Origin of the sequence: Rhizobium sp. 62_C5_N11_2, from assembly GCF_051811185.1 — a bacterium.
Taxonomy (GTDB): Bacteria; Pseudomonadota; Alphaproteobacteria; order Rhizobiales; family Rhizobiaceae; genus Rhizobium; species Rhizobium leguminosarum.
In genome coordinates, this window is sequence record NZ_JBPWPW010000001.1 from 633849 (window position 1) to 659885 (window position 26037).

The following is a 26037-nucleotide window of genomic DNA, read 5'->3' on the forward strand; positions in this document are numbered from 1 at the left end:
ACGCAGCAGGCCTGATCGCTCTGACCGTCGGCCTCAAGGATCGAGGCTGACAACCTTTTCCGGGTTCATGATATTGGCGGGATCGAAGGCGCGCTTGATGCGGCGCATCAGCTCGATTTCGATCGCCGGCCGGATCGCCGCCAACTCGTCGCGCTTCAGCTGGCCGATGCCGTGCTCGGCTGAGATCGAACCGCCATGCGCCAGCACCAACCCATGCACGATATGGTTCATTTCGCGCCAGCGGGCGATGAAGGCGGCCTTGTCAGCGCCAACCGGCTGGGAAATATTATAATGAATATTGCCGTCGCCCATATGGCCGAAGGCGCAGATGCGGGCGCCCGGCATCGCCGCCATCACAGCTTCTTCAGCCTCGGCCATGAAATGCGGGATGTTCGATACCGGCACGGAAACATCGTGCTTGATCGACCCGCCTTCCGGCTTCTGAGCATCCGACATGCTCTCGCGCATGTGCCAGATCGCTTTCTGCTGGGCCACGGATGCGGCGATCGCGGCATCCAGCACCAGCCCGGCCTCGAAGCCCTGTTCCAGCACGCCATTCATCATCCGCTCCGCCGTCTCGGCCGAATCCGAGGTCGAAATGTCGATCAGCACGTACCAGGGATAGGCCGCGTCCAGCGGATCGCGCACGCCGTCGATGTGGCGGGTGGTGATCTCGACACCGAAACGCGGCATCAGCTCGAAACCGGTGAGCGAGGCGCCGCAGAGGCTGGAGGCCAGGTTGAACAGAGCAAGCGCATCCACCACCGAATTCAGGCCGGCGAAGGCCACCTGATGGCCGAGCGGCTGAGGAAAGAGCTTCAGCACCGCGCCGGTGATGATGCCAAGCGTGCCCTCGGCGCCGATGAAGAGATCGCGCAGATCATAGCCGGTATTGTCCTTCTTCAGGCGGCGTAAGCCGTCCCAGATCTCGCCGGTCGGCAGCACCACTTCGAGGCCGAGGCAGAGCTGGCGCATATTGCCATAGGCAAGCACGGCGGTGCCGCCGGCATTGGTGGAAAGATTGCCGCCGATGCGGCAGGAACCCTCCGAGCCGAGCGACAGCGGAAACAACCGCCCATGCGCCTCGGCTGCCTTCTGCACCTCGGCCAGGATGGCGCCGCCATCGGCCACCAGCACGTTGGCCACCGGATCGACATCACGGATCTTGTTCATGCGCTCGAGCGACAGGATGATATCGGACTTGCCCTGACGCGGCGTCTGGCCGCCGACGAGACCGGTATTGCCGGTCTGCGGCACGATCGCCGTTCCGGTCTCCGTCGCAAGCTTCATGATATCAGAGACTTCCTCGACCGAGCCGGGTTTCAAGAGGAGAGGGGAGGAGCCGTGATAGAGCCCGCGGTTTTCGATCAGATGCGGCGCAAGATCGGCTTCGCTGCGAAGCGCGTATTTTTCGCCGACGATTGCGGCGAAGCGGTTGAGGAGTTCGGTGGAAATGCTGGAATTGCTCATTCGGACTCGGTCCTCCATCGTCATGCGCAGTCTTTTCAGTCGCGGGGTGCCGCCGCCCGCTGCAGCCGGTCGTTGATCGCTTCGCCCAGCCCCTCTTCGGGAATCGGCGAAAAGGCGATGCTCTGAGCGCCGCTGGCATCGGCCCGCTTCATGTAGTCGAAGAGATTGGCCGCCGCCTCTGCCAGGTCGCCGCGCGGGCTGAGATCAAGCACGATCCGTGCACTGTTTGCGCCGGAGACCGCAGCGCTGCCGAAGGCAATCAGTGCCTCGCCCGGTTCCACCGCCGTCGCATTGAGGCGCACGGAAGCGCCCGGCGCGTAATGCGAGGCGAGCATGCCTGGCGCCTCGATTGCCGCCGATGCCGTTTTCGCCCGCAGCAGCGGTTGGCCTGCGATGCGCTCGATCTCGCGCGCCGCCAGTCCACCCGGCCGAAGCAGCCTCAGGCGGCCGCCCTCTGCCTTGACGATCGTCGATTCGACGCCGACAGCGCTTGGACCCGCATCGAGGATCAATGGGATCCTGGCCCCGAGATCGGCTTCGACATGGGCGGCACTCGTGGCGCTTACCCCGCCCGAGGTGTTGGCGCTGGGGGCTGCGAGCGGCCGTCCGAAGGCGCCGATCAACGCGCCCGCGAAACCCTTCGGCACACGGATGCCGACGCTGTCGAGTCCGGCGGTCGCCAGCGAATGGATCGAACTCTGAGGCTTCAGCGGCAGCACGAGGGTCAGCGGGCCGGGCCAGAAGGCTCTGGCGAGCGCCCGCGAGACCGGGTCGAATTCGGCATGCTCTTCGGCCATGGCGAGGTCGGCCATATGGCAGATCAGCGGATTGAAGCGCGGCCGTCCCTTTGTCTCGTAGATGTGGGTGATGGCTGCGGGATTGGTGGCGTCGGCCGCAAGGCCGTAGACGGTCTCAGTCGGGATGGCGATGGCAAAGCCGTCGGCAAGAGCGGCTGAGGCCGCCTCGAGCGCTGCTTGCCTGTCGGTCCTTATGTCGATCGTGCGTGCCATGTTCTGCCCAGCAATCCAAAGTGCCACAGCGTCCTTTGCGCGTCTGGAAAGACGCACGGCGCTGTAGGTCGGCAGTCATTAGGCTTTCCGCCGCCGGCGATCAATCGCTTTAGAGCTGCCGGATGATTTCGCGCAGCTGTTCGTTGCGGGCGCCGAGCAAGAGGATGTTGCGGATCGCAGCCTGCGGATCATGGGTGCGGAAGAGCAGGCCGTTGCCGCGCACCGAGCGGTCGATGGTCATCTTTTCCGCGGAGTTCTCGCCGGGTTTGATCGCGACGGCGAAATACATGCGGGAATAACCGACATCGATGCGCTCGAAGAAATTATCGTTCTCGCCGATGTCGGAATAGAAATTGGAGATGTAGAAGGCCCAGCTTACCTCTTCGTAATGGGCGAATTTCGTCCGCGCGGCGGTGACGTGGCAGTAACCGAGATGTGGGCTGTCCTCCAGCGTCCGGTGGAAGATCATCTTCGGAAACTGGATCGAGTGGTGAAAGCCGTTGATGTGCTGATGGGTCTTTTCGCCGGCAACTTGCAGCTTGCGGCCGGTCTTTGCCGCGACCTCATCATGGGTGAAATACCGTTTTTCCTCGGCCAGCCAGTGCCGCCGCTCGCGGGGGATGCGACCAGTGCGCAAAAATTCGGAATGCGCGGCAATCAGCTGCGGCTCTTGCAGTTTACTTGCTTCTTTCGCGTCGAAATAACGGAGTTTGGCCATGGTTCGCGTTCTTCGGTCGGTCTGAATCAGCAGCAGGATAGGGCGGTATGCTTAAGGCGATGTTAAAAAATCGCCATGGCAGCCGGCCGGCTGAAAGGCAAATGCCGGGAGATGTCGCAAACGCGACTGACCTCGATACCAGGCAGCCGACCTCTTTGCGCAACGGGTCTTTACGCCATGTCGCAATTGACGATAATTGCCGGGAGAGTCGGGCAATGTCATCGACCGGGATGGGCAGCCTGTGGCTTGCTGCATCCTGTCGTCAATGTCGAAGCCGATGTCGCATTACAACCAAGCGGCAGCCATGCTCGGTGATTAAATGGCGCCATGAACAATTCTCCCGAAGGAGAAGGAAGCGGGCGCGCTTCCGCCGGCCTTCCCACGCGAGGGTGGCAACCGGATGCACGAGGACATGAAGATGGATATTCGCAGCAACGTTTTGCGTCAGCTCAAGAGCCGCCGTGAGGGCTTCAGCCTCGAACAGCCGTTCTATATCGACGAGGATTATTTCCAGCTCGACATGGAGATGATCTATTATCGCGACTGGCTGTTCATCGGCCATGATTGCGAGCTGCCGAAGCCGGGCGCCTATTTCACCGTCCAGATCGGCAACTATCCCGTCGTCGTCGTCCGCGGCCGCGACAATATCATCCGCGCCTTCCACAACAGCTGTCGCCATCGCGGCTCACGCGTCTGCACCAAGGAGCACGGCTCCTCCGTGCGTCTTGTCTGCCCCTACCATCAGTGGACCTATGATCTCGAAGGCAAGCTCGCCTTTGCCCGCCACATGGGCGATGATTTCGACAAGACCGGCTTCAACCTGAAACCCGTCCATTGCGAAACCGTCGCAGGCTATGTCTTCATCTGCCTTGCCAATACCGCCCCGGATTTCCAGCCGGTGCGCGACAAGATCGAACCCTATGTCGCGCCGCACCGGATCAGTGAGAGCAAGGTCGCCTTCCAGAGCACGATCATCGAGAAGGGCAACTGGAAGCTTGTCTGGGAAAACAACCGCGAGTGTTATCACTGCGCCGCCAATCACCCCGAACTCTGCCGCACCTATCCCGAAGCCCCGAGTGTCACCGGCACGGATGGCGGCGCCGACGATCCTGAGATCGCCGGCCATTGGGCGCGCTGCGAGGCTGCCGGCCTGCCGAGCAAGTTCCAGATTTCGCCGGACGGTCAGTTCCGCACCGCCCGCATGCCGCTGATCGAAGATGCCGAGAGCTACACCATGTCGGGCAAGCGCGCTGTCCAGCGTCAGCTCTCCGACGATATCTCGATCAGCCATATCGGCACCATGTTGCTCTTCCACTACCCGACGACGTGGAACCATCTGCTTGGTGACCACGCCATCTCCTTCCGCGTGCTGCCGCTCAGCGCCAACGAGACGGCGGTGACGACCAAGTGGCTCGTCCACAAGGATGCCGTCGAAGGCGTGGATTACAATCTCGAGGAACTGACCCACGTCTGGACCGAGACCAACGATCAGGATCGCCGCATCGTCGAGGAAAACGCCTTCGGCATTCACTCACCCGCCTATGAGCCCGGCCCCTATTCCGCCTTGCACGAGGGCGGCGTCATGCAGTTCCTCGAATGGTATTCGAACTTCATGGTGAACCGCCTGCAGGGTGACCAGGCGAAGTTCTCCGTCGTTGCCTGATAGCGCTTTGCCGCACCGGTTAATGTCCGGTTCAGTTCAGCTGACCTAAAAGGGAGAGTAGCCGGCCCCGGCTGCTTTTGGAACCATTCAGGCGAAAAGGCGTTGCTAGGCAGGCGGTGATCGCTGTTGTATGGGAGTTGAAGCAATGATCGGGCTGAGAAACAAGATCGCGACCGCAGTGCTGGCTGCCGCCGTGGTCCTGACGGGCTTTGCGCCGTCGCAGGCAATCCAGATGCCCACCGCCCCGCAGGTGGAAAAATCCTCCGCAGTTGAGAATGTCCAGTACCGCCGTTATTATCGCCCCGGCTATCGTCCGGGCGCCTATTACCGGCCTGGCTATCGTCCCGGCGCCTACTACCGGCCCGGCTATTATGGCGGCTATCGCGGATATTCCTATTACCGCCCGGGCTATCGCCATTATAACGGCTACTGGTATCCGCTTGCCGCCTTCGGCGCCGGCGCAGTGATCGGCGGCGCGATTGTCGCGCAGCCGCGTTACGTCGACCCTGCGCCCCGCATGGGTTCGAGCCACGTCGCATGGTGCGCAAACCGCTACCGGTCCTATCGCGCCTACGACAACACCTTCCAGCCCTATAACGGCCCGCGTCAGCAGTGCTATTCGCCCTACTGACGTCACCCCAAACCGCGTAGCGGTTTTGGCATGTCGTGATATCGAGCTAAGATAAGAACCAGGCGCCCGGCAGTCATGCCGGGCGTTTCGCGTTCAAAGAATATCCACACGCCGCAGCAGCCACCAGGCAAAGGCGATGGAGGCGACGATGAGGGCGACGGCGTATTCGGTGCCGTAGTCGCCGACGGCGAAGGGCAGGTTTGCCGTGTTCATGCCGAAGAAACCCGTCACCAGCGTCGGCGGCAGCAGGAAGGCCGTCATGATCGACAGCAGATAGAGGTGGCGGTTGGTTTCGGAGGATTGTTTCGAATCGATTTCTTCGTGCAGCAGGCGTGCCCGGTCCTGCAGCGCATAGATATCGTGGTCGACCGTTTCCAGCCGGCTCGTCAGCCGCCGCGCCACATCGTCGAAGCCGAAGGGCATCTCGTCGTCGTCGGCCGCCGCCGCCCGGCGCATCAGCGCCAGTACGGTGCGCAGGTGCCGATGCAGCCTGACCACGGTGCGCCGGACCGGCGCCAGGCGCCGGCGCTCGTCGCGCTGCGCACTGTCGTAGACGATATCCTCGATCTGGTTCAGCTCTTCGGTGAGTTCGATGACGATCGCGATCAGCGTGCGCTGGAACTCGATCACCAGCAGTTCGAAGAGATCGACCGGTCGGGAGAATTTGCCCGGGTTTTTCTCGATCAGCGCCCGAGCCCGTTCGACGCTGCGTAGCGGCTGCAGCCTCGTGGTGATGAGGAAGCGGTCGGACATCGCGAAATGCAGCCAGCCGAGATTGTTGGTATCCTGGGCAAAATCGCGCTGGCAATCGACGAGCGTCCCATAGAGCATCTGCTCGTCGACGGTGATGGCCGCATGTGTATCGCGCGTCGTCAGCGCCGATTTCGCGTCCTCTGTCAGTCCGTCCAGCGTATCGAGCAAGGCCGGCACGCGAGCGTCGACAAGGTTGAGGTGCAGCCAGTAGAAACAGTTGTCGGCGGTCAGTTCCGCTACCGTCGCACTATTGTTCAGTCGCACCGCGGTCTTTTCTTCGGGCGAAAAGCGATAGGCCCAGACGAAACCGGGTATGTTGACGGGCAATGTATCCATTGTTCGCCGGTCCTTTGCGAAGGCGATGTCTTCCCTTAGAGATTGTTCATGACGTCCATTTATCCAAAGGTGCAAGAGCAAAGCGCCCTGTCAGGCGATTTATCGCATGGCGGCCGAGGAAATCGAAATTGACGTTTACGTAAAAATCAATTAGCCCTTGCCTCGGAGGGGCTTGCCCAAGTGCAGGCCGGTCTGCGGAGGAAAAACCATGTACAAGGCGCCCGTCGAGGAAATCGCGTTCACATTGAAGCACGTAGCGGGCATGGACGAGGCGATTTCAAGAGGGCTGCTCGGCGATCTCGGCGAAGATCTGGTCGATGCGATCCTCGCCGAAGCGGGACGTTTTGCCACAGAAGAAGTGGCGCCTCTCGCCGAAATCGGCGACCGCCAGGGCGCCCGCCTGATCGATGGCGAGGTCAGGCTGCCGGATGGCTGGCGCGATCTCTATCGCCACTGGATCGCCGGCGGCTGGAACGGCCTGACGGCGCCGGAGGCCTTCGGCGGCCAGGCCTTGCCGCATATGCTGAATGTCGCGGCGCTTGAAATGTGGAATTCCGGCTCCATGGCCTTCGCGCTTGCCCCGACGCTGACGATGGGCGCCATCGAAGCGGTCAGCACCCATGGCAGTGCCGCGCTGAAAGACAAATATCTGGAAAAGATGGTCTCCGGTGAATGGACCGGCACCATGAACCTGACCGAGCCGCATGCCGGCTCCGATCTCGGCGTGCTGAAGGCTCGCGCCGAGCGCCGCGATGACGGCAGCTACCGTCTCTTCGGCCAGAAAATCTTCATCACCTGGGGCGAGCATGACGCGGCCGACAATATCATCCATCTGGTGCTTGCCCGCCTGCCGGATGCACCGGCCGGCACCCGCGGCATCTCGCTGTTCCTGGTGCCGAAATTCCTGGTGAACGACGACGGTTCGCTTGGGCCCCGCAACGATCTGTTCTGCCACTCGCTGGAGCACAAGCTCGGCATCCATGGTTCGCCGACCTGCACGATGATCTACGGCGACGGAAAATTCGGCGGTGAAAAGGGTGCCGTGGGATGGCTGGTCGGCGAGGAGAACAAGGGGCTGGCCTGCATGTTCACGATGATGAACAATGCCCGCCTTGCCGTCGGCATGCAGGGCGTGGCGATCGCGGAAGCCGCCACCCAGAAGGCGCTCGCCTATGCCAGGGAACGCACCCAGGGCAGGGCGCCGGGCGCAAGCGGCGCCGGCATGAGCCCGATCGTCGAACATCCCGATGTCGCCCGCATGCTCCTCACCATGAAGGCGCTGACTCAAGGGGCGCGCGCCATCTCATATGCGTGCGCCCATGCGATCGACATGTCGCATCGGGCAGGTGACGCCAGCCGCCAATGGCAGGAGCGCGCCGCTTTGCTGACGCCGATCGCCAAATCCTTTTCGACCGATGCCGGCGTCGACGTCGCCTCGCTCGGTATTCAGGTGCATGGTGGCATGGGCTTCATCGAGGAGACGGGTGCGGCGCGTTATCTCCGCGATGCCCGCATCGCCCCGATCTATGAGGGCACCAATGGTATCCAGGCGATCGACCTCGTCACCCGCAAGCTGCCGCTCTCCGGCGGCGATCAGGTGAAGGGCTTCATCGCCGAGCTCAGAGAGATCGCCGATGGCGTCCGCCGCTCCAATCTCGACGGTTTCGGCGAAACCGCTGCGAGGCTCGACGCTGCGATCGCCGATCTCGAGCAGGCGACCGCCTGGCTGATGAAGACGCTTGCCGAGAACAGCACCGCCGAGGCGCTCTCGGGTGCCACGCCCTATCAGCGGCTGTTCGGCCTCGTGCTCACCGGCTGTTACCTCGCCAAGGGCGGACTTGCCGAAAGTGCCGATGGCGCGGCCGAAAACCGTATCGCGCTCTGCCGCTTCGCCGCCGAAAACCTGCTCGCCGAAACCGCAGCCCTTCGCGACCGGGTGGTCAATGGCGCGGCAAGCCTTGCCGCCGCCCGCATCCTGCTAGCCTGAGGAGACCTTATGACCGATTACATCATCGTCGAGCAGCCTTCCGCCTATCCCGGCGTCCAGTCCATCCGCTTCAATCGGCCGGAAAAGAAGAACGCCATCACCCGCGCCATGTATCGGACGATGGCCGATGCGCTGAATGCGGCCAACACAAGCCCCGACATCCGCGCCACCGCTTTCCTCGGCACCGAAGGCTGCTTCTCGGCCGGCAACGACCTGAACGATTTTCTGGCTGCCGCAATGGGCGGCCGCGGCCTGGAGCAGGAGATCCTCGATTTCCTCTATGCGCTGGTGAATGCCGAAAAACCCGTCGTCTCCGGCGTCGACGGTCTGGCGGTCGGCATCGGCACGACGATCCATCTCCATTGCGACCTGACCATCGCCTCCAGCCGCAGCCAGTTCCGCACACCCTTCGTCGATCTGGCGCTGGTGCCGGAGGCAGGTTCCAGCCTCGTCGCGCCGCGCCTGATGGGACATCAGCGCGCCTTCGCCATGCTTGCCGCCGGCGAAGCATTCTCTGCGGACGAGGCGAAGGAAGCCGGCCTGGTCTGGAAGGTCGTTGAAAGTGGCGAGGTCGATTCACTGACGCTTGGCCTCGCCGCAAAGCTCGCCGCCAAGCCGCCGGAGGCGTTGCGCATCGCCCGTGACCTCATTCGCGGCAACCGCGGCGAGATCATCGCCCGCATCGACGAGGAGGCCCGCCATTTCTCCGCGCGGCTGAAAAGCGCCGAGGCCCGGGCGGCCTTCGAAGCCTTCATGCGCCGCTGAGCGGCGATCTCGGTCGTTTCCGAAGTATCTATGGCAAGCAGGCCGACACCAACACCAGTCCGGGAGCAAACGGATACCGATTAGACCGCCGGCACATTGAATACCTCGCCGGCCCTGAGCGGCCGGAACCGCTCCGGGGGAATATCATGCTCGCTCATTGCGTCTTGCAACGCTCTTGCCGGCGCGTCGACCGCTTCATTCGTCAGTTGGAACGTGGCGAAGTGATGCCCGGCCACATAGGCAGCATTTGCCAACTTCATCCCGATCACCGCTTCCTGCGGATTCTGGTGCTGCCCTTTCATGAACCAGCGCGGCTCATATGCGCCGAAGGGTAAAATGGCCAAACGAAAGCCGCCATGCTTCTGCTGTGCCGCTTGGTAATTGATGCCGTGGTGAAAGCCCGTATCTCCGACGTGATAAATTTTTCCGGCTGGAGTCGACAAAACGAACGACGCCCAGAGTGCCATCCGGCGATCGGCGGTTCCGCGCGCGGACCAATGGTGTGCAGGCTCCGCATCAATGCTTATTCCGGCGTGCGAAATCCGCTCGCCCCAGTCCATCGATGTCGTCCGTATATCGGGCACGGCACGGCGAATGATCGTGTCATTGCCGAGTGGCGTCACGACACGCGGCCGATGCTTCGCACCCAACCGCCTGAGCGTTGCGATATCGAGATGATCATAATGATTGTGCGACACCAGCACGAGATCAATTGGCGGCAAATCATCGAACGCGATGCCTGGTTGGACGACGCGCTTGGGTCCGGCAAAAGCGAAGGGACTCACGCGCTCCGACCACACCGGGTCGGTGAGGATATTGAGCCCAGCGACCTGCACGAGCATTGTTGCATGACCAACCATGGTCACCCTTAGATCCTCGCCGTCGACGCATGGATCCGGCTTGGCCGCCGGGTATGGACTTGGGACCGACTGCGGCCAGCGCTCACGGCCACCGCCGAATTGCCACCGCAGCAGATCGCGGAAACCAAGGGGCTCGATACCATCGGGATTGAAGAAATGTGTGCCGTCGAAGTGATCGGACACCGGGCCGTGATAGTAGGGGTTGCGTCTTTTGGTCTTTCCGACAGGCACGCCTATTTCTCCAGCGTCGCCACCACCTCGACATGCGAGGTCCAGAGGAACTGGTCGATCGGCGTCACTTGCGTGATCCGGTAGCCGCCCTCGACGAGGATCGCGAGGTCCCGCGCCAGCGTCAGCGGATTGCAGCTGACGGCCACGATCTTCTTCACCGCCGAACGGGCAAGCTCCTGGCACTGGAACTCGGCACCGGCGCGCGGCGGATCGAAGACGACGGCGTCATAGGGCTTGAACTCCTGCGTCATCAAAGGACGGCGAAAGAGATCGCGCTTTTCGACGGTGACCGGCTTCAGTCCTTGCGTGTTGCGGGCGGCATGATCGAGTGCGGCGAGCGCCTTTGCTTCGGCTTCGACGGCGTGCACGCGGCCGATCCGCGCCAGCCGCAGTGAAAACGTGCCGGAGCCGGCAAAGAGATCGGCGATCCGCTTCGCCTTACCGGCATGGGCAATGACCAGCTCCGCCATCGCCTCTTCCGCCGGCTTGGTCGCCTGGGTGAAACTGCCCGGCGGCGGCGAAACCTGGACGCCGCCGAATTCGACCATCGGCTTCGACGGCTCGACGAGGATTTCGCCGTTCAGCGAAACACGGGCGATGCCGCGCAGGCCAAGCGCGGTCTCGATTGCCTTGCGCCGCTGCGGGTCGGAGAGTTTCTTCACCTCGTCGACGGAGATGTCGAGGCCGGAAAGCGTTTCGAGCACCGCGACGCGGAAGGGTTCGGCGCTGGTCGCCAGCGAAGCCGCAATCGCCCTGATCGCCGGCAGCCGGGCGATGATCCCTGCCGACGAGATCGGACATTCCTCGATGGCGACGATATGGTGGCTTTCGGCCTGGTTGAATCCAACAAGCATGTCCTTCTCGGTCTTGCGCGCCGCAAACACCACGCGCCGGCGTTCGCCCGGCCGGGCCGGAACGATCTCGCCGACCTCGGGTGTCAGCCCCTTCGATTTCAGCGCGTCGATGACCAGCTGGCGCTTGAAGGCGCGGTAGGGCGTATCCGCCATATGCTGCAGCGTGCAGCCGCCGCAGGTGCCGTTGACGCCATCAGGGCCGAAATGCCGGCAGGGCGGCTCCTGCCGGTCGGGCGAGGGCGTTGTGATCGACATGATCGTGCCCTGGCTCTTGACCCGGGCAATCGCCACCGTTTCCCCGGGCAGGGAAAAGGGCACATAGACAGGTCCGCCGGCGCTGCTGGCGATGCCGTCGCCCTGGGCGCCGAGCTTCTCGATCGTGACGGTTTCGGTGCTCACGGTTTCAATCCTGCCAGAAGAAATTCCTGATTGCCGTCGCCGCCGGAAATCGGAGAGGGGATGAGGCCGAGGCTTTTCCAGCCCATGTCCTCGATGAACCAGCGCTCCAGTTCTGCAGCGACGGCGGGAGCAGACGAGGGGTCCTTCAGCATCCCACCCTTGCCGATCGCCTCGCGGCCGGCCTCGAACTGCGGCTTGACCAGCAAGATGGCGACAGCGCCCGGTTCGGCGATCTCAAGAGCCGGCGCGAGCGCCAGCTTCAGCGTGATGAAGGAGACGTCGGAAACGATGAAGGTGGCGGGATGGCCGATATCCTCTGCCGTCATGTTGCGGGCATTGAGGCCTTCCCTGTTCGTCACCCGCGGATCGCCTGATATGCGCGGATGCATCTGCCCATGGCCGACATCGATCGCGGTGACATGCTGGGCACCGCGCAGCAGCAGCACCTCGGTAAAGCCGCCGGTGGAGGCACCGACATCGAGACAGTGATGGCCGGCAGGATCGAGCCGGAAATGGTCAAGTGCTGCGGCAAGCTTCAGTGCGGCGCGCGAGACATAATCCTGCGCCGGATCGTCGATCTCGATTGCCGCGTCTGCGTTAAACAGCGCGCCGGCCTTGGTGACCACCTGGCCGCCGATCCTGACGGTGCCGCGCTGCACGGCGTCGCGGGCGCGTGAACGGCTGGCAAAGAGGCCGAGGGAGACGAGAAGCTGGTCGAGGCGTTGGGTGTTTTGATCTGACATCGGCTGTGCATGACCGGCAAAGCCGCCGGTTGCAAGCATTTTGTTCCCAAGACCGTCATTGACCCTCAAAAGCTTTCGGCGATAATCCTGCCGCGGCGATCGCGGGGCGGGCCGCAGACACGGGGGTGTTCCATGCTGAAGCTCTTCACTCTGATTGTCGCGGCAGTCATCGCATCGCCCGCGCTCGCGAACGACACCATGGCCGAGGTCAAGACCGGCGGGCTGATCTTTGCCCAATCCGATGATGTCAGCATGGCGGAAGAGGATCTCTTCATCTCCGCTTCGGAAGTGCGTGTCGACTATATCTTCGAGAATAGCTCCGACAAGGATGTCGAAAGCCTGGTCGCCTTTCCGATGCCTGACATATCAGGCCAGGTCGACAACAATTCCGCCATCTCCGATTACGACAGCGACAATTTCCTGCATTTCTCCACCGTGCAGGATGGCAGGCCGATTACCGCCAAGCTGCAGCAACGCGTCGTTTCGCTCGGCATCGACGTGACCGACGAATTCGCCAAGTTGGGCATTCCCGTCCTGCCCTATAGCCAGAAGACGACCGAGGCACTTGCCAAGCTTCCCGAAACCGTCCGCAAGGACTGGATCTCCCGCGGCGTCGTCTATCCCATGGGCGCAGGCGATGCCGCCGCCGGGGTCGACCTCGTGCCGCTCTGGACGCTGCGCTCGACCTATTGGTGGCGTACCACCTTCCCGGCAAAGAAGAAGGTCAGCGTCGAGCATCGCTACAAGCCGGCCGTCGGCGGCACCGTCGCCATCAGCTTTCTCGAAGGTGGCGAGCCGAAGGGTGATCGTTTCGAGGAATATTCGCGCAAATATTGCCTCGACGGAGATTTCGTCCGGGTTGCCCAGCAGCGTGCTCGGGAAGCCGAGGCGGGAGGCGCCAACTATACCGAAAGCTGGATCTCCTATGTGCTGTCGACCGGCGCCAACTGGGCGGGGCCGATCAAGCGCTTTCAGCTGACGATCGACAAGGGCAAGCCCGGCAGCCTCATCAGCTTCTGCGGCAGCAACGTTCAGAAGATCGGCCCGACGACCTTCCGGATGACATCAGAGGATTTCGATCCCACTAGGGATTTCGACATCCTGATCCTCAATCCTCCCGAAACGGCACAATAATCCGCAGGCTCTGCCGCTGTTGCGGTGCACAAATTTAAACAAATTTAAAGCCTGCCCATATAGGTTCGGCGTGATTGCAGCGGTTCATCTGAACTGCTCGGCGCCATGAGGGCGCAAGCGTTTCCACGCCGATCATGTTCTCAGGTTCAAACATCCCGGCGGTTGCGTCTCGCGCGACCTGCCTCTCGCCGCGTCGACTGTCGTCAGGAGAAATCACCGATGTCCGCCAAAAACATATCCTTGAACGGTAAACTTGCGGCCACGTTCGCAGCCCTCATTCTTATTTTCGTCGCCATATCAGCTTTCGTTTATTCCAAGGCGACGGCGTCCGCGGCCGCTTCTGCCGAGCAGGAAAAGTCCGAGCTGCTCGTCAACCAGATCGACGATGCGCTGCAGGCAATGCTCGAGCAAGCGGTCAACCTGCGCGGCTTCATCCTCTTCCGCAGCGACAGCACCTATGGCGATGTCTTCGCCAACCGCGAGCGCATGTTGAAAGCGATTGCCGCCGCCAAGCAGACGGCGACGGGCGAGCCGCAGCTGGTCGAGATGATCGACGGCATGCAGAAGGCCGCCGACCTCTATTTCCATGAACTCGCCGAGCCGCAGACCAAGGCGCGCAAGGAAACCGACATGCCGATCGAAGAGGTCGTCAAGATCGGCGTCAACGCCACCAAGGGCCAGCTCGACGGGTTCCGCCAAGCCTCTGCCAAGATCAAGGCCACCGCGCGTGAAAAGTCGAACGCGCTTGCCGCCATCCGGGCCGATGCCAACAGCGATCTGAAGACGACGCTGCTTGCCGGCGGCATCCTCGCCTCGCTTGCGGCCGCCGTTCTCGCCTGGCTGATGTCGCGCACCATCGTCCGGCCGGTGGTCGGCATGACTGCGGCCATGGATCGCCTTGCCGGCGGTCAGAACGACATCGAAGTCCCGGCTGTCGAGCGCGGCGACGAAATTGGCCGCATGGCCCAGTCGGTCTTGGTCTTCAAGCAGGCGGCGATCGAGAAGCTGCGCCTTGCCGGCGAGACCGACCGCATGCGCGACGACGCCGAGCGCCAGCGCCGGGCAGGCGACGAGCAGAAGGCGCGCGAGGAAGGCGAGATCCGCTATGCCATCGACGCCTTGGCGGGCGGCCTTGCCGAGCTTGCCAATGGCGATATGGCCGGCCGTATCCAGACGCCGTTCGCCTCGCAATATGACAGCCTGCGCAATGACTTCAACCATGCCGTCGAAAAGCTGCAGGCGGCGCTGCAATCGGTCGGCCGTAACGCTTCGGCGATCAATGCCGGCGCCGGCGAAATCCGCTCGGCCGCCGACGATCTTGCCCACCGCACCGAGCAGCAGGCTGCCGCCGTCGAACAGACCGCCGCAGCGCTCGAAGAAGTGACGACGACCGTCCGCGACAGCGCCAAGCGCGCCGAGGATGTCGGCAATCTCGTCGAGCGCACCCGCCTCGGCGCCGAGAAATCAGGCGAGGTCGTCCGCAAGGCGGTCTCCGCCATGCAGCAGATCGAGAAGTCCTCGGGCGAAATCTCCAACATTATCGGCGTCATCGATGACATCGCCTTCCAGACCAACCTGCTGGCGCTGAACGCAGGCGTCGAAGCGGCGCGTGCCGGCGATGCCGGTAAGGGTTTTGCCGTCGTAGCCCAGGAAGTGCGCGAGCTCGCCCAGCGCTCGGCCAAGGCGGCCAAGGAGATCAAGGCGCTGATCACCACATCGGGCGAACAGGTCGTTGCCGGTGTCGGCCTCGTCGGCGAGACCGGCAAGGCGCTGGAGGTCATCGTCTCCGAGGTGCAGGAGATCAACCACCACGTCAACGCCATCGTCACCGCCACCCGCGAACAGTCGATCGGCCTGCAGGAGATCAACACCGCCGTCAACAACATGGACCAGGGCACGCAGCAGAACGCGGCCATGGTCGAGGAGCAGACCGCGGCCAGCCATGCGCTCGCCCAGGAGGCAAACGCCCTCGACGAATTGCTGCGCCAGTTCAAGCTCGGCCAGGCGGCCCCGGCGCCGCGCGCTGCCGTCGTCGGTACGAGCTCGCGGCCGGTCGCCTCACCGGCCCACGCCCTGACCCGCACCGTCGCCAAGGCCTTCGGCGGAAGACAGGCAGCCGCTACGGCTACCGTTCAGGAGGAATGGACGGAGTTCTGAGAGGGCCCTTCGCAGGGACGTTAAATGAAGAGGGCGGTGCAATGATGCGCCGCCCTTTTTTATTGGGCGGAACGGCATAAGTGGGAGCAAGTGGCTGCCCCTCACCCTAACCCTCTCCCCGCTCGCGGGGCGAGGGGACGTGCCCTGCGAGAGGTTGGTGGGGAACGGAGAGGGCCGCGACAGGTCCCCTTCGCCCCGTTTACGGGGAGAAGGTGCCGGCAGGCGGATGAGGGGCCCTCACACGGCAAGCCCTCACATAATCTTATCCCGCAACCCCAACCGCAACACCGCGTCCCAGCGCCCTGAACACCGTCGAGACGATGCCGGCGCGGTCGAGGCCGGCGTGGGCGTTCATGGCTTCGGGCTTGGCCTGTTCCATCCAGATGTCGGGCATGACGAGCGAGCGCAGCTTCAGGCCGTTGTCGAGCAGGCCTTCGGTGGCAAGGAAATGCATCACATGGCTGCTGAAACCGCCGATCGAGCCTTCCTCGACGGTGATCACCATCTCGTGGTGGCGGGCAAGCTGGCGGATCAGGTCGTGGTCGAGCGGCTTGGCGAAACGTGCATCGGCGACCGTCGTCGAAAGCCCCGCAGCATCGAGATCCTCGGCGGCCAGCAGACAATCGGCAAGCCGGGTGCCGAAGGAGAGCAGCGCCACCTTGGTGCCTTCCTTGACGATGCGGCCCTTGCCGATCTGCAGGATTTCGCCGCGCGCCGGCATGTCGACGCCGACACCTTCGCCGCGCGGATAGCGGAACGAGATCGGCCCGCCATCATAGGCGACAGCCGTGCGCACCATATGCTTGAGTTCGGCCTCGTCGGCCGCCGCCATCACCACGAAGCCAGGCAGGGTGGTGAGAAAGGCGGTGTCGAAGGAGCCGGCATGGGTCGGCCCGTCGGCGCCGACGAAGCCGGCACGGTCGATCGGGAAACGCACCGGCAGTCCCTGGATCGCCACGTCATGCACGACCTGATCGTAGGCGCGCTGCAGGAAGGTGGAATAGAGGGCGGCGAACGGCTTGTAGCCTTCCGCCGCAAGGCCGGCGGCGAAAGTGACGGCATGCTGTTCGGCAATACCGACGTCGAAACAGCGCGACGGAAAGGCCTCGGCGAGCTTGTCGAGGCCGGTACCATTAGGCATGGCGGCGGTGATGCCGACGATCTTATCGTCGAGAGCGGCTTCCTGCACCAGCGCTTCGGCAAAGACGCTGGTATAGCTCGGCGCATTCGGCTTGACCCTTGCCTGGGCGCCGGTGATGACGTCGAACTTGTTGACGCCGTGATATTTGTCGGCCGCGGCTTCCGCCGGCGGATAGCCCTTGCCCTTCTGGGTGACGACATGGATCAGCACCGGTCCGCGACCATTGTCGCGCACGTTGCGCAACACAGGCAGCAGGTGGTCGAAGGAATGCCCGTCGATCGGGCCGATATGGTAGAAGCCCATCTCCTCGAACATCGTGCCGCCGGTGACGTAGCCGCGCGCATGCTCGACGGCGCGGGTGATCGCCCGGTCGATGTTCTTGCCGAGATAGGCCGTCAGCTTCTTGCCGAAGTCACGGAAGCCCATATAGGTGCGCCCCGAAGCGAGACGGGCAAGATAGGCGCTCATTGCGCCCGTCGGCGGCGCGATCGACATATCGTTGTCGTTGAGGATGACGATAAGGCGGGCGTCGAGGGCGCCGGCATTGTTCAGTGCCTCATAGGCCATGCCGGCCGACATCGCCCCGTCGCCGATGACGGCGATGACGCGGCGGTCTGATTTGTCGAGGTCGGCGGCAATCGCCATGCCGAGGCCGGCGGAGATCGAGGTCGAGGAATGCGCGGCGCCGAACGGATCGTATTCGCTCTCCGCCCGGCGGGTGAAGCCGGACAGCCCGTCTTCCTGGCGCAGCGTTCGGATGCGGTCACGCCGGCCGGTGAGAATCTTGTGCGGATAACATTGATGGCCGACATCGAAGATCAGCCGATCATCAGGTGTGTCGAAGACGCTGTGGATGGCGATCGTCAATTCGACGACGCCGAGACCGGCGCCCAGATGGCCGCCGGTGCGCGACACCGCATCGATCATTTCGTCCCGGACTTCGCGGGCAAGCTGCGGCAGGTCGCGATCCTCGAGCTTGCGCAGGTCGGCGGGATAGATGACCTGGTCGAGCAGGGGGGTCTTCGGCAGTTGTGTCACGGGCGGGCGCTCTTTCTTGCTTTTCCTTGTTCCGCTTTATTCGATTAGATTGCGGCAAAACAAGTGCATTTCAGGAACCGAAGCTTTTCACCTTAGAGCATGATGCCGAAAAGTGTGAGCGGTTTTCGGGCAACATCATGCTCCCACTATTAAAGCATGGTGCCGGAAAGTGTGAGCGGTTTTAGGCGGATATCCTGGTCTATTTCGTTCATTTCGTGTCGTTCAGCCTTCCGGCAAAGGCACGAATTCCTCTTCGTCACCGGGAACGATATCGAACCGGCCGGTGCGCCATTCCTCCTTGGCCTGTTCGATCCGCTCCTTCGAGGAGGACACGAAATTCCACCAGATATAACGTTTCGAATTGAGCGCTGCCCCTCCGAAGAGCATCAGGTGACAGCCATCGCGGCCGGCTTCCAGCGTGATCGCATCACCCGGCCGGAAGACCAGCAGCTGGTCGGCAGCGAAACGGTCGCCTGATATGACGACCTCGCCCGACAGCACATAGACGGCGCGCTCCTCGTGGCCCGCGCCGAAGGGAAATTTGGCGCCCGGCTGCAGGTCGAGATCGACATAGAGCGTGTCGGAGAAAACACCGACGGGCGATGTCATGCCTTCGAACGAGCCGATGACCACACGCCCGCGCACGCCTGCCGTCTCGATCAGCGGCATGGCGGACTTTTCCGTATGGGCGAAGGAGGGATCGATTTCCTCTTTGTCGTTGGGCAGCGCCAGCCAGGTCTGCAGCCCCGACATCAGCAGCGGATGGCCGCGCAGATTGTCCGGGGTGCGCTCGGAATGCACGATGCCGCGGCCGGCCGTCATCAGGTTGATATCGCCGGGACGGATGACCTTTTCGGTGCCGAGGCTGTCGCGATGGCGGATCTCGCCGTCGAACAGATAGGTGACCGTCGACAGCCCGATATGCGGATGCGGCTTGACGTCAAGCGCCTCGTCCGGCTTCAGGATCGCCGGCCCCATGCGGTCGAAGAAGATGAACGGCCCGACCAGCCGTCGCTGCCGACTGGGAAGCGCGCGGCGCACCTGAAAACCGCCGATATCGCTGGTGCGCGGGATGATCAGGTTCTCGATCGCGTCGCAGGCGAAGGCATCGCCGGGCAGAGGATCTTTACCGGGAAAGAAGGACATCAGGGATCTCCGATCACTACAGTGCCGCGCGTCTTTCAGACGCGCAAAGGATGCTATAGTTTTGAATTGCTGCATAATTTGTCCTTAAATCGATGTCGATTTAAGGAATGAGGCAGTCGCGCATCGACCAGGGATAGCAATTAGCGCGCCGCACGTCCAACGGGACGTGCCAAGGACGCCCTAACTTTGAAGCGCGCCGCACGGATGGCTCAGATTGCGGTGAAGCCATTATCGACGAAGAGATGGGCGCCGTTGACGAAACTCGACTCATCGCTGGCGAGATAAAGGGCAGCCCGCGCGACGTCTTCGGGCTCGCCGATCCGCCCCTGCTGCGCGGCAATGGCGGCATCCGAAACGTCGACGCCGAGCGCCTGCAGATCGGCCACCTCGCGCAGGCCATGCGGCGTGCGGATGAAGCCCGGGCAAACGGCATTGCAGCGGATGTTGCGGTCACGGAATTCCACCGCGATGGCGCGGGCAAACATATGCACGGCACCCTTGGTCGTGTCGTAAAGCACTTCCATCGGCGTGGCGGCGACCGCCGAGATCGACGAGGTGCAGACGATCGATCCGCCGCCGCTCTCAATCATCTTCGGCAGCACGGCCTTGGTCATCAGAAACATCGAGCGCACATTGACGGCGTGCAGCCAATCCCATTCCTGAAGCGTCGTTTCCAGGAAAGGTTTGATGACGATGGTGCCGGCATGGTTGAAAAGCACGGTCACTGCGCCGTAACGTTCTTCGACACCGGCGACGGCGGCAATGACGGCTGCTTCGTCCGAGACGTCGGCCGTCCAGTATTCGGCCTCGCCGCCGGCATCACGGATGGCTTGGACGGTCTCGGCTGCTGCTTGGCCATTGCGATCGATGATCGCAACGCGCGCGCCTTCCGCCGCAAAAAGCTTCGAGGCGGCACCGCCCATGCCGGTCGCGCCGCCCGAGATAATGGCGACCTTGCCCTTCAACCTGTCTGTCATTTCCTCGTCCCCTCATCGTTTTGGATGGGGATCATAGATCGGTCTGAAGCCGATAGCCAAGCGCCTTCGAAAGGGGGTTTTGCTGTGCCTCAGGCGCCGTCCAGCGGCTCGACACCTTGCGGCTTGCCGGCGCGGTCGAGCCGGATCTTCTCGATGCGGTTCTCGGCGGCCGAAAGCAGCGTCTCGCAATGTTTCTTCAGCGCTTCGCCGCGCTCGTAGATCTCGATCGATTCATCCAGCGCCACATCGCCACGTTCCAGCCGGGCGACGATGCTTTCGAGTTCGGCGACCGCCTTTTCGAAGGAAAGGCCGGACACCTCCGGCTTGGCGCTGTCAGTCATTCTCAACCCTTCATCATTCTCAGAATATGCATGCCCGCCGATTCGGCGAGTCCCTCGAGATCATAACCGCCTTCGAGCAGGCTGACGACCCGGTTCTTCGCGTGCCGGTCCGCCAGTTCGAGCACGCGCCCGGTCGCCCAGTCGAAATCCTCACCGGTCAGATTGATCTGCGCCAGCGGATCGCGGTGATGCGCGTCGAAGCCGGCGGAGATGATGATGAGGTCCGGCCGGAAATCGTCAAGCGCGGGCAGCACGCGCGATTTGAACGCCTCGCGGAAGTGGTCGCTGCCGACATTCGGCGAAAGTGGCGCGTTGACGATGGTGTTGTGCGTACCCTTCTCGTCCTTGGCGCCGGTGCCGGGATAAAGCGGCATCTGATGCGTCGAGCAGAACAGCACCGAGGCATCGTCCCAGAAGATATCCTGCGTGCCGTTGCCGTGATGCACGTCCCAGTCGACGATGGCGATGCGCTCGGCGCCATGCGCCCTTTGCGCATGCCGGGCGGCGATTGCCGCATTGTTGAAGAAGCAGAAGCCCATCGCCGTCATCTTCTCGGCATGGTGCCCCGGCGGGCGGGCGGCGACGAAGACATTGTCGGCCCGGCCGGTAAAGACGTCGTCGACCGCCGCCATCGCCCCGCCGATGCCGGTCAGCGCCGCCTGCAGGCTCTTGCTGCTGGCATAGGTATCGGCTTCGATCTGGTTGATCTCACCCTCTTCCTCGGGAATCTCCCGCATGACGGCGATGAGATGTTCTTCAGGATGGGCAAGCAGCACCGCATCCTCGTTCGCCTGCGGCGCCTGCCGGCGCTCCAGGCGCTCGAAATTCGGATGTTCCAGCGCGACGTTGATGGCGCGGATCCTGTCCGATCGCTCCGGATGACCAGCGGGCGTCACATGTTCCAGGAAGATCGGGTGTTCATAAAGACGGGTGCTCATGAAGACACTCTATCGGTCGCTTATGTCATGTGCCACAGCAGATGGGGCATCATCGGTCGATTTCAACAAGCGCTCTGCCGCCGTCCAACCGTTCGCCTGTCACAACCGTCTCAGTTACGCCGTTTCCGTCGAACAGCTCCATTGCAACGGAGCCGCGCCTTTCCGGTGCGTGAAGGACACTGTAACACTTTGAACTATTGCGTAATTTTATCCTTAAGCCAGTTCCGATATAAGCTATTATGAAGTAGTGTTGCCATGGGAACTCTGTAAGGCAGATCTGTTGATGAGTCAGTCGAAACGTCCTGATGTGGCGGAAATACGTGTGCCGTTTCGCGATGTCGATATGACCGGCCAGATGTTTCTGGCCTCCTATATTTCCTATGCCGAGTCCGTCCTTGCGAGCTTCTGGTCCTCACGGCCCGATGTCGATGACGAACCGGTCTATAGCCCTAGCAAGGTTTCCTGCATGCTGCACCGTCCGCTGCACTACGATGAGCTGGCAACCTTCACCGCCACCGTCGACAAGATCGGCATGCATTCCATCGGCCTCCTCGTTGCGATCGACACCGGGGAGGAGCGTGCCGCCGAGGTCGAGATCATCTGGCAGGCCCGCACCCGCGAGGACCAGTCGCCGGCCTCGCTGCCGGAGGAAACGCGCGACTGGCTTTATCGGTTTTTGGATTAGGGGCAAAGCAGAGCCGATCGACCAGCCAGAATTGCCACTAGGTGCTTTTGCCTCGGAGGAGTGGCTCGCTGAGTATATTGATCTCGACGCTTGGATAAACGCGCTCTTCCAGCAATTTAAGGGATCCAACCTTCAGTCCCGTGGGCAATAAGCCTGCGTCGAAGTTGACTGCTGGTAGCCTGTCTTCTGCAAAAAATCTGAACAGTGTTATGTGCGCTATTCGGGGCGGGGTTGGACACCACTGTTCGAAGCAGATGGCATGTGAAATGGCCGAACGAAGCCTGCGCAATTCCGGCGGCTCCTCTGCCTTTACGAAGACAGCGGCTTCCGAAGCAGCCACCTCATGAAAATGGAGCTCAAATGGCGGGGTCTCTTCGACCAGTCTCTCCACAATCTCCTTCCATCTTTCCCCATTCAGCTTCCAGACCTCGTCGTTTGGAATACTGAATTGGGCCGCGGCGTTGACCAGGGTGACGACCGTCATGTGTAGGCTCTTAGCCGGGACGCGTGAGAGCGGCGCGTCGCTGTCTCGCTCGATCCTGTCCTGCAAGTTGCAGAGCTTTGACAGAGCTTCGCCATCGGGAAAAAACTGCAGGTGAAACGCGCAGCACTGCTTAAACAGCGTATCGACCTTCGTGCGGATCACAGCAGCAGGTCCTTCTATCCAACACGGGCACGCCGCGAGCGTGCAATTCCCATGCCTTGCTATCACATCACGAAACCGCTCGCCAATGATGGCAGGCGCCTGCCAGGCATTCGCGATGGTGATGGAAGTCTTGGAGACATTCGTTAAGATGGCGGCACTATCCGCCATCATGGACAGCAAACCAACGCGATCCGGCTTCGACAGCGTCTTCAGGATTCACCTCGCCCTCACAAGCCCAGGCGACAATTCCATCCGGACGGACAAGCAGGGCGGTCAGTCCCAGCCGGTCCTTCACCTCACCCTCGACATATTTGACCCGGTCATCCCAACGGCGTGCGATCGACCGGAGCGGTGCGCGGTCGCCGAAGTCGATCAGCAGACCGGTTCCGTCGGCGAGCAGGGCGGCGAGCCTGGTACCGTCGGTCCATTCGAAGTCCGGGACGCTGCGGCCGACCAGTGCGTGGCCGTCGCCGAGATCGTAGCGCATCGACGCATTCCAGACCCGGTCGGCGAAATAGGTGGCCCCGTCGCGGGTGGCGATGAGATCGCGGATGATGGATTCCATCGCCCGGGCGTGGGGGCTTGGCCGCATGATCGAGACCTGCGCCCGCGACCAGGCGAGAATCTGTTCACCGATCGGATGCCGTTCGCTGAAATAGCTGTCGAGCAGTCCGTCCGGCGCTTCACCGCGGACGGTGGCGGCCAGTTTCCATCCAAGGTTCATGGCGTCACCAAGTCCGAGATTGAGCCCTTGCCCGCCGAGCGGCGAATGAATATGGGCCGCGTCACCGGCAAGCAGCACCCGGCCCTTGCGGTATTCTGTCGCCTGCTGGGCGCGGTCGGTCCAACTGGTGGCGACGCGCAGCGCGGTCAGCGTGACATCGGTCTGCGATATCCGCCGCAGCACCGCTTGCACATGCGCAAGCGTGATCGGTCCGGTGCGGTGAGATGCGCCGCTGTCAAACTCCACCATGCCGAAATGGCCGGGCTGCGTCTGGAAATACATGCCGGTCGGCGTCAGCTGTCGGCCGAGCTTCAGCTTTTCCGGGTCAGCCAGATCGACCTGCACGGAATAGCCGGTAAACTCGGGATCGGTTCCGACGAAGGAAAAGCCGCCCCCCTTGCGCACCATGCTGCGGCCACCGTCGCAGCCGACCAGCCAACGGCCCTCAAAACTCTGATCTCCAGCTTGGATCATGACCCCGTCGGCTGATTGTGCCAAACCTTCGACGCGCACACCCCGTCTGATCTCGACGCCGATGGACTGCGCGCGGTCGGCAAGGACGGTCTCGACCCGTTCCATTTCTGCCGCCATATTGCTGTCGGCGGGGCTCGGCAGTCGATAGGCCCAGTCCGAGGGATTGATCCTGTCATAATCGAAGGGGATGCCGGCGAAGTGTCCGGCCTGCTTGCGCGGTTTTCCCTCTGGCTTTGCCTGACGCCCGGGCGCTTCAAGGGAATCGAGCAGGCCGCGCCGGTAGAACGCTTCAATCGTCGGCAGCGTCAGGCCGCGCATGCCGAAGGGCAGCTTTTTCAACGGCGAGTGCGGGCTTTCCGCCTGCTCCAGCACCAGCACGGAGACACCTGCAAGCCTGAGCTCGCAGGCCAGCAACAAGCCGACCGGCCCGGCGCCTGCAATCACGACATCGAAGAGAAAAGACGTTGGGTGGCGATTATTCATGAACGGCTCCTTTTGGTCGTTCGACCGGAGCAGTTCGTCGTTCTGACAACCACACGGACGAACGGGTGGGCGCTCTCAGCGTCCGACGTTCGTCGCGGGGTCTCATGCCTGGGGCAGGGGACAGAGCTTCCGTTTCCAGAAGGACTTGGGCTTACCAAACCAAGTCTGCCTTTTCCGACACCGGCAGCATATCGGCATGCCGCTCGATCGGCAACGGGTCTGTAACAATCCGCGCCTAGAGCCAGTCCTTTCTCAAGGGGCAGCGCGGTCCGAAAGCGAGTGCAGATCGAGCACCGCCTCGGACGGTGCTTCCTCCTTCAATTGAACCACCCTCAAATTGTTTGTCGTTCCCGGTCGGCCGAAGGGGATGCCGGCAACCACGACGATATTGTCATGGGGTGAGGATAATCCGGATCTGCTCGCCATCTGCCGGGCGTAGTCGATCGTGTCTTCGTAGGTAACGATCTCCTTGGAATGGATACTGACAGCCCCCCAAAGAAGACAAAGTTGCCTGGAGACCAGCTCGTCAGGCGTAATGGCAAGAATGGGCAACGATGGTCGCTTGCGGGCAATTCGGGCGGCGGTTGTGCCGCTGGATGTAAAGGCCGCGATCAATGGCGCGTTGATGGCGGTTGCCAGGTCGGCAGCGGCGGACGCCACGGCGTGGGGCGGTGACGGTTCGATCTCCGGCTCCGACGCGGCTATCAGCGAGCGGTAGAGCTTGTGGCCCTCGGTACTCCGGATGATGCGGTCCATGATCTCCACCGTCTCGCGGGGAAATCTGCCAGTCGCGGATTCGGCAGACAGCATCACCGCATCTGCTCCGTCATAAATCGCCATGGCGACGTCGGAGGCTTCCGCCCGTGTCGGCGTCGGCGCGGCCACCATCGAATCCAGCATCTGGGTGGCGACAATGACGGGTTTGACGGCAAGGCGGCAGGCGCGAATGAGTTCCTTCTGACGACCGGGAACCTCCTCTGGCGGAATTTCGACGCCGAGATCGCCGCGCGCCACCATGATGCCGTCCGAAAGACGAATGATATCGTCGATCTGATCGAGCGCCGAAGGCTTCTCGATCTTGGCGATCAGCCCGGCCCGCTGACTGACGAGCGCGCGCGCCTCGATCATGTCGCTGGCCTTTTGAACGAAGGAGAGGGCGACCCAGTCGACCCCGAGTTCCAGCCCGTACTCCAAGTCGCGCCTGTCCTTCTCAGTCAAAGGCGAGATATCGAGAATTGCCCCGGGAATATTGACGCCCTTGCGGTCGGAAATCACCCCGCCGACCACGACCTCCGCCGTTATCGTTTCAGCTCCGACGCCATCGATCCGAACCCTGACGCGGCCGTCATCAATCAGCAGGTCATCGCCCGGCTTGACGGCTGCGAATATCTCACGATGGGGGAGGGGAATGGAATCCGCTATGCCCTCGTCTGTTCCTAGAACGAAGCGGATCCGATCGCCTTTCGAAACCGAAATTGCGCCGTTTCGAATTCGTCCGACACGGATTTTCGGACCCTGAAGATCCTGCAGGATACCGATCGGTCTTCCCGTTTCTCTTTCCAAGGCGCGGATCGATCTGAAGACAGCCGCATGATCCTCGTGTGAGCCGTGGCTGAAGTTGAGGCGAAACGTGTCGACGCCCGCTTCGAACAGTGACTTCAGCATGTCGGGAGACGCGCTTGCCGGCCCGACAGTCGCCACGATCTTGGCCCTGCGATTGCGATGCATCGAAA

General features: G+C 62.4%; 22 protein-coding genes. 7 read left to right on the forward strand and 15 right to left on the reverse strand.

Features of this window, described 5'->3' with window-relative positions:
- Positions 1–33 precede the first annotated feature (33 nt).
- The 3 genes from AB8B31_RS03120 to AB8B31_RS03130 form a co-directional block, all read right to left on the reverse strand.
- Positions 34–1470, reverse strand: coding sequence for an FAD-binding oxidoreductase (locus AB8B31_RS03120; protein ID WP_018245040.1), 1437 nt, complete (start codon positions 1468–1470; stop codon positions 34–36).
- Between the two features lie 35 nt (positions 1471–1505).
- The gene (locus AB8B31_RS03125; protein WP_439007349.1) at positions 1506–2480 is read right to left on the reverse strand and encodes an L-threonylcarbamoyladenylate synthase; all 975 of its coding nucleotides are present in this window, start codon (positions 2478–2480) and stop codon (positions 1506–1508) included.
- A gap of 109 nt (positions 2481–2589) precedes the next feature.
- On the reverse strand, positions 2590–3198 hold the full coding sequence (locus AB8B31_RS03130) for a DUF6656 family protein (RefSeq protein ID WP_018245042.1): 609 nt from the start codon (positions 3196–3198) through the stop codon (positions 2590–2592).
- Positions 3199–3616: 418 nt separating this feature from the next.
- Between AB8B31_RS03130 and AB8B31_RS03135 the strand changes: the two genes are divergently transcribed.
- Together AB8B31_RS03135 and AB8B31_RS03140 are read left to right on the forward strand one after the other, a co-directional pair.
- A complete protein-coding gene (locus AB8B31_RS03135) occupies positions 3617–4861 on the forward strand; it encodes an aromatic ring-hydroxylating oxygenase subunit alpha (protein ID WP_026188639.1) in 1245 nt (414 codons plus the stop codon).
- A gap of 145 nt (positions 4862–5006) precedes the next feature.
- Positions 5007–5492, forward strand: coding sequence for a BA14K family protein (locus AB8B31_RS03140; RefSeq protein ID WP_018245044.1), 486 nt, complete (start codon positions 5007–5009; stop codon positions 5490–5492).
- A gap of 93 nt (positions 5493–5585) precedes the next feature.
- On the opposite strand, the gene AB8B31_RS03145 is transcribed toward AB8B31_RS03140, so the two are convergent.
- Positions 5586–6581, reverse strand: a complete 996-nt coding sequence (locus AB8B31_RS03145) for a transporter (RefSeq protein WP_003556974.1) — start codon at positions 6579–6581, stop codon at positions 5586–5588.
- Positions 6582–6789: 208 nt separating this feature from the next.
- On the opposite strand from AB8B31_RS03145, the gene AB8B31_RS03150 reads away from it, so the two are divergent.
- Together AB8B31_RS03150 and AB8B31_RS03155 are read left to right on the forward strand one after the other, a co-directional pair.
- Complete coding sequence (locus AB8B31_RS03150) at positions 6790–8568, forward strand: acyl-CoA dehydrogenase (RefSeq protein WP_018245046.1); 1779 nt, start codon at positions 6790–6792, stop codon at positions 8566–8568.
- Positions 8569–8577: 9 nt separating this feature from the next.
- Complete coding sequence (locus AB8B31_RS03155; protein WP_018245047.1) at positions 8578–9333, forward strand: crotonase/enoyl-CoA hydratase family protein; 756 nt, start codon at positions 8578–8580, stop codon at positions 9331–9333.
- 80 nt (positions 9334–9413) lie between these two features.
- On the opposite strand, the gene AB8B31_RS03160 is transcribed toward AB8B31_RS03155, so the two are convergent.
- From AB8B31_RS03160 to AB8B31_RS03170, 3 genes are read right to left on the reverse strand one after another with little or no spacing between them, the layout of a single operon-like run.
- The gene (locus tag AB8B31_RS03160) at positions 9414–10424 is read right to left on the reverse strand and encodes an MBL fold metallo-hydrolase (protein WP_018245048.1); all 1011 of its coding nucleotides are present in this window, start codon (positions 10422–10424) and stop codon (positions 9414–9416) included.
- Positions 10425–10426: 2 nt separating this feature from the next.
- Entirely contained in the window at positions 10427–11677 is a 1251-nt protein-coding gene (locus AB8B31_RS03165; RefSeq protein ID WP_018245049.1) for a class I SAM-dependent RNA methyltransferase, read from the reverse strand.
- The gene (locus tag AB8B31_RS03170; RefSeq protein WP_018245050.1) at positions 11674–12459 is read right to left on the reverse strand and encodes a TlyA family RNA methyltransferase; all 786 of its coding nucleotides are present in this window, start codon (positions 12457–12459) and stop codon (positions 11674–11676) included. The genes AB8B31_RS03165 and AB8B31_RS03170 overlap by 4 nt, the downstream gene beginning before the upstream one ends.
- Positions 12460–12552: 93 nt before the next feature.
- On the opposite strand from AB8B31_RS03170, the gene AB8B31_RS03175 reads away from it, so the two are divergent.
- Together AB8B31_RS03175 and AB8B31_RS03180 are read left to right on the forward strand one after the other, a co-directional pair.
- Complete coding sequence (locus AB8B31_RS03175; RefSeq protein WP_018245051.1) at positions 12553–13554, forward strand: DUF4424 domain-containing protein; 1002 nt, start codon at positions 12553–12555, stop codon at positions 13552–13554.
- 219 nt (positions 13555–13773) lie between these two features.
- Complete coding sequence (locus AB8B31_RS03180) at positions 13774–15711, forward strand: methyl-accepting chemotaxis protein (RefSeq protein WP_018449328.1); 1938 nt, start codon at positions 13774–13776, stop codon at positions 15709–15711.
- A gap of 262 nt (positions 15712–15973) precedes the next feature.
- Here AB8B31_RS03180 and dxs read toward each other — a convergent pair whose 3' ends face one another.
- From dxs to AB8B31_RS03205, 5 genes are all read right to left on the reverse strand, one after another.
- Positions 15974–17890, reverse strand: a complete 1917-nt coding sequence (gene dxs / locus AB8B31_RS03185; protein ID WP_018245053.1) for a 1-deoxy-D-xylulose-5-phosphate synthase — start codon at positions 17888–17890, stop codon at positions 15974–15976.
- Positions 17891–18112: 222 nt separating this feature from the next.
- Positions 18113–19036, reverse strand: coding sequence for a pirin family protein (locus AB8B31_RS03190; RefSeq protein WP_018245054.1), 924 nt, complete (start codon positions 19034–19036; stop codon positions 18113–18115).
- A gap of 209 nt (positions 19037–19245) precedes the next feature.
- Complete coding sequence (locus AB8B31_RS03195; protein ID WP_018245055.1) at positions 19246–20013, reverse strand: SDR family NAD(P)-dependent oxidoreductase; 768 nt, start codon at positions 20011–20013, stop codon at positions 19246–19248.
- 89 nt (positions 20014–20102) lie between these two features.
- Positions 20103–20354 carry an exodeoxyribonuclease VII small subunit gene (locus tag AB8B31_RS03200; RefSeq protein WP_003545921.1) on the reverse strand — a complete coding sequence of 84 codons (252 nt, stop codon included), beginning with the start codon at positions 20352–20354 and terminating at the stop codon, positions 20103–20105.
- A gap of 2 nt (positions 20355–20356) precedes the next feature.
- A complete protein-coding gene (locus tag AB8B31_RS03205) occupies positions 20357–21292 on the reverse strand; it encodes a histone deacetylase family protein (RefSeq protein WP_018245056.1) in 936 nt (311 codons plus the stop codon).
- Positions 21293–21575: 283 nt separating this feature from the next.
- Between AB8B31_RS03205 and AB8B31_RS03210 the strand changes: the two genes are divergently transcribed.
- Positions 21576–21977, forward strand: a complete 402-nt coding sequence (locus AB8B31_RS03210) for an acyl-CoA thioesterase (protein ID WP_018245058.1) — start codon at positions 21576–21578, stop codon at positions 21975–21977.
- A gap of 37 nt (positions 21978–22014) precedes the next feature.
- Here the strand turns inward: AB8B31_RS03210 and AB8B31_RS03215 are convergent, their stop codons facing one another.
- From AB8B31_RS03215 to pyk, 3 genes are all read right to left on the reverse strand, one after another.
- The gene (locus tag AB8B31_RS03215; RefSeq protein ID WP_026188640.1) at positions 22015–22623 is read right to left on the reverse strand and encodes a 2'-5' RNA ligase family protein; all 609 of its coding nucleotides are present in this window, start codon (positions 22621–22623) and stop codon (positions 22015–22017) included.
- 157 nt (positions 22624–22780) lie between these two features.
- Entirely contained in the window at positions 22781–24304 is a 1524-nt protein-coding gene (locus AB8B31_RS03220) for an FAD-dependent monooxygenase (RefSeq protein WP_018245060.1), read from the reverse strand.
- Positions 24305–24556: 252 nt separating this feature from the next.
- The gene (gene pyk / locus AB8B31_RS03225; RefSeq protein ID WP_018245061.1) at positions 24557–26032 is read right to left on the reverse strand and encodes a pyruvate kinase; all 1476 of its coding nucleotides are present in this window, start codon (positions 26030–26032) and stop codon (positions 24557–24559) included.
- Positions 26033–26037: the final 5 nt, after the last annotated feature.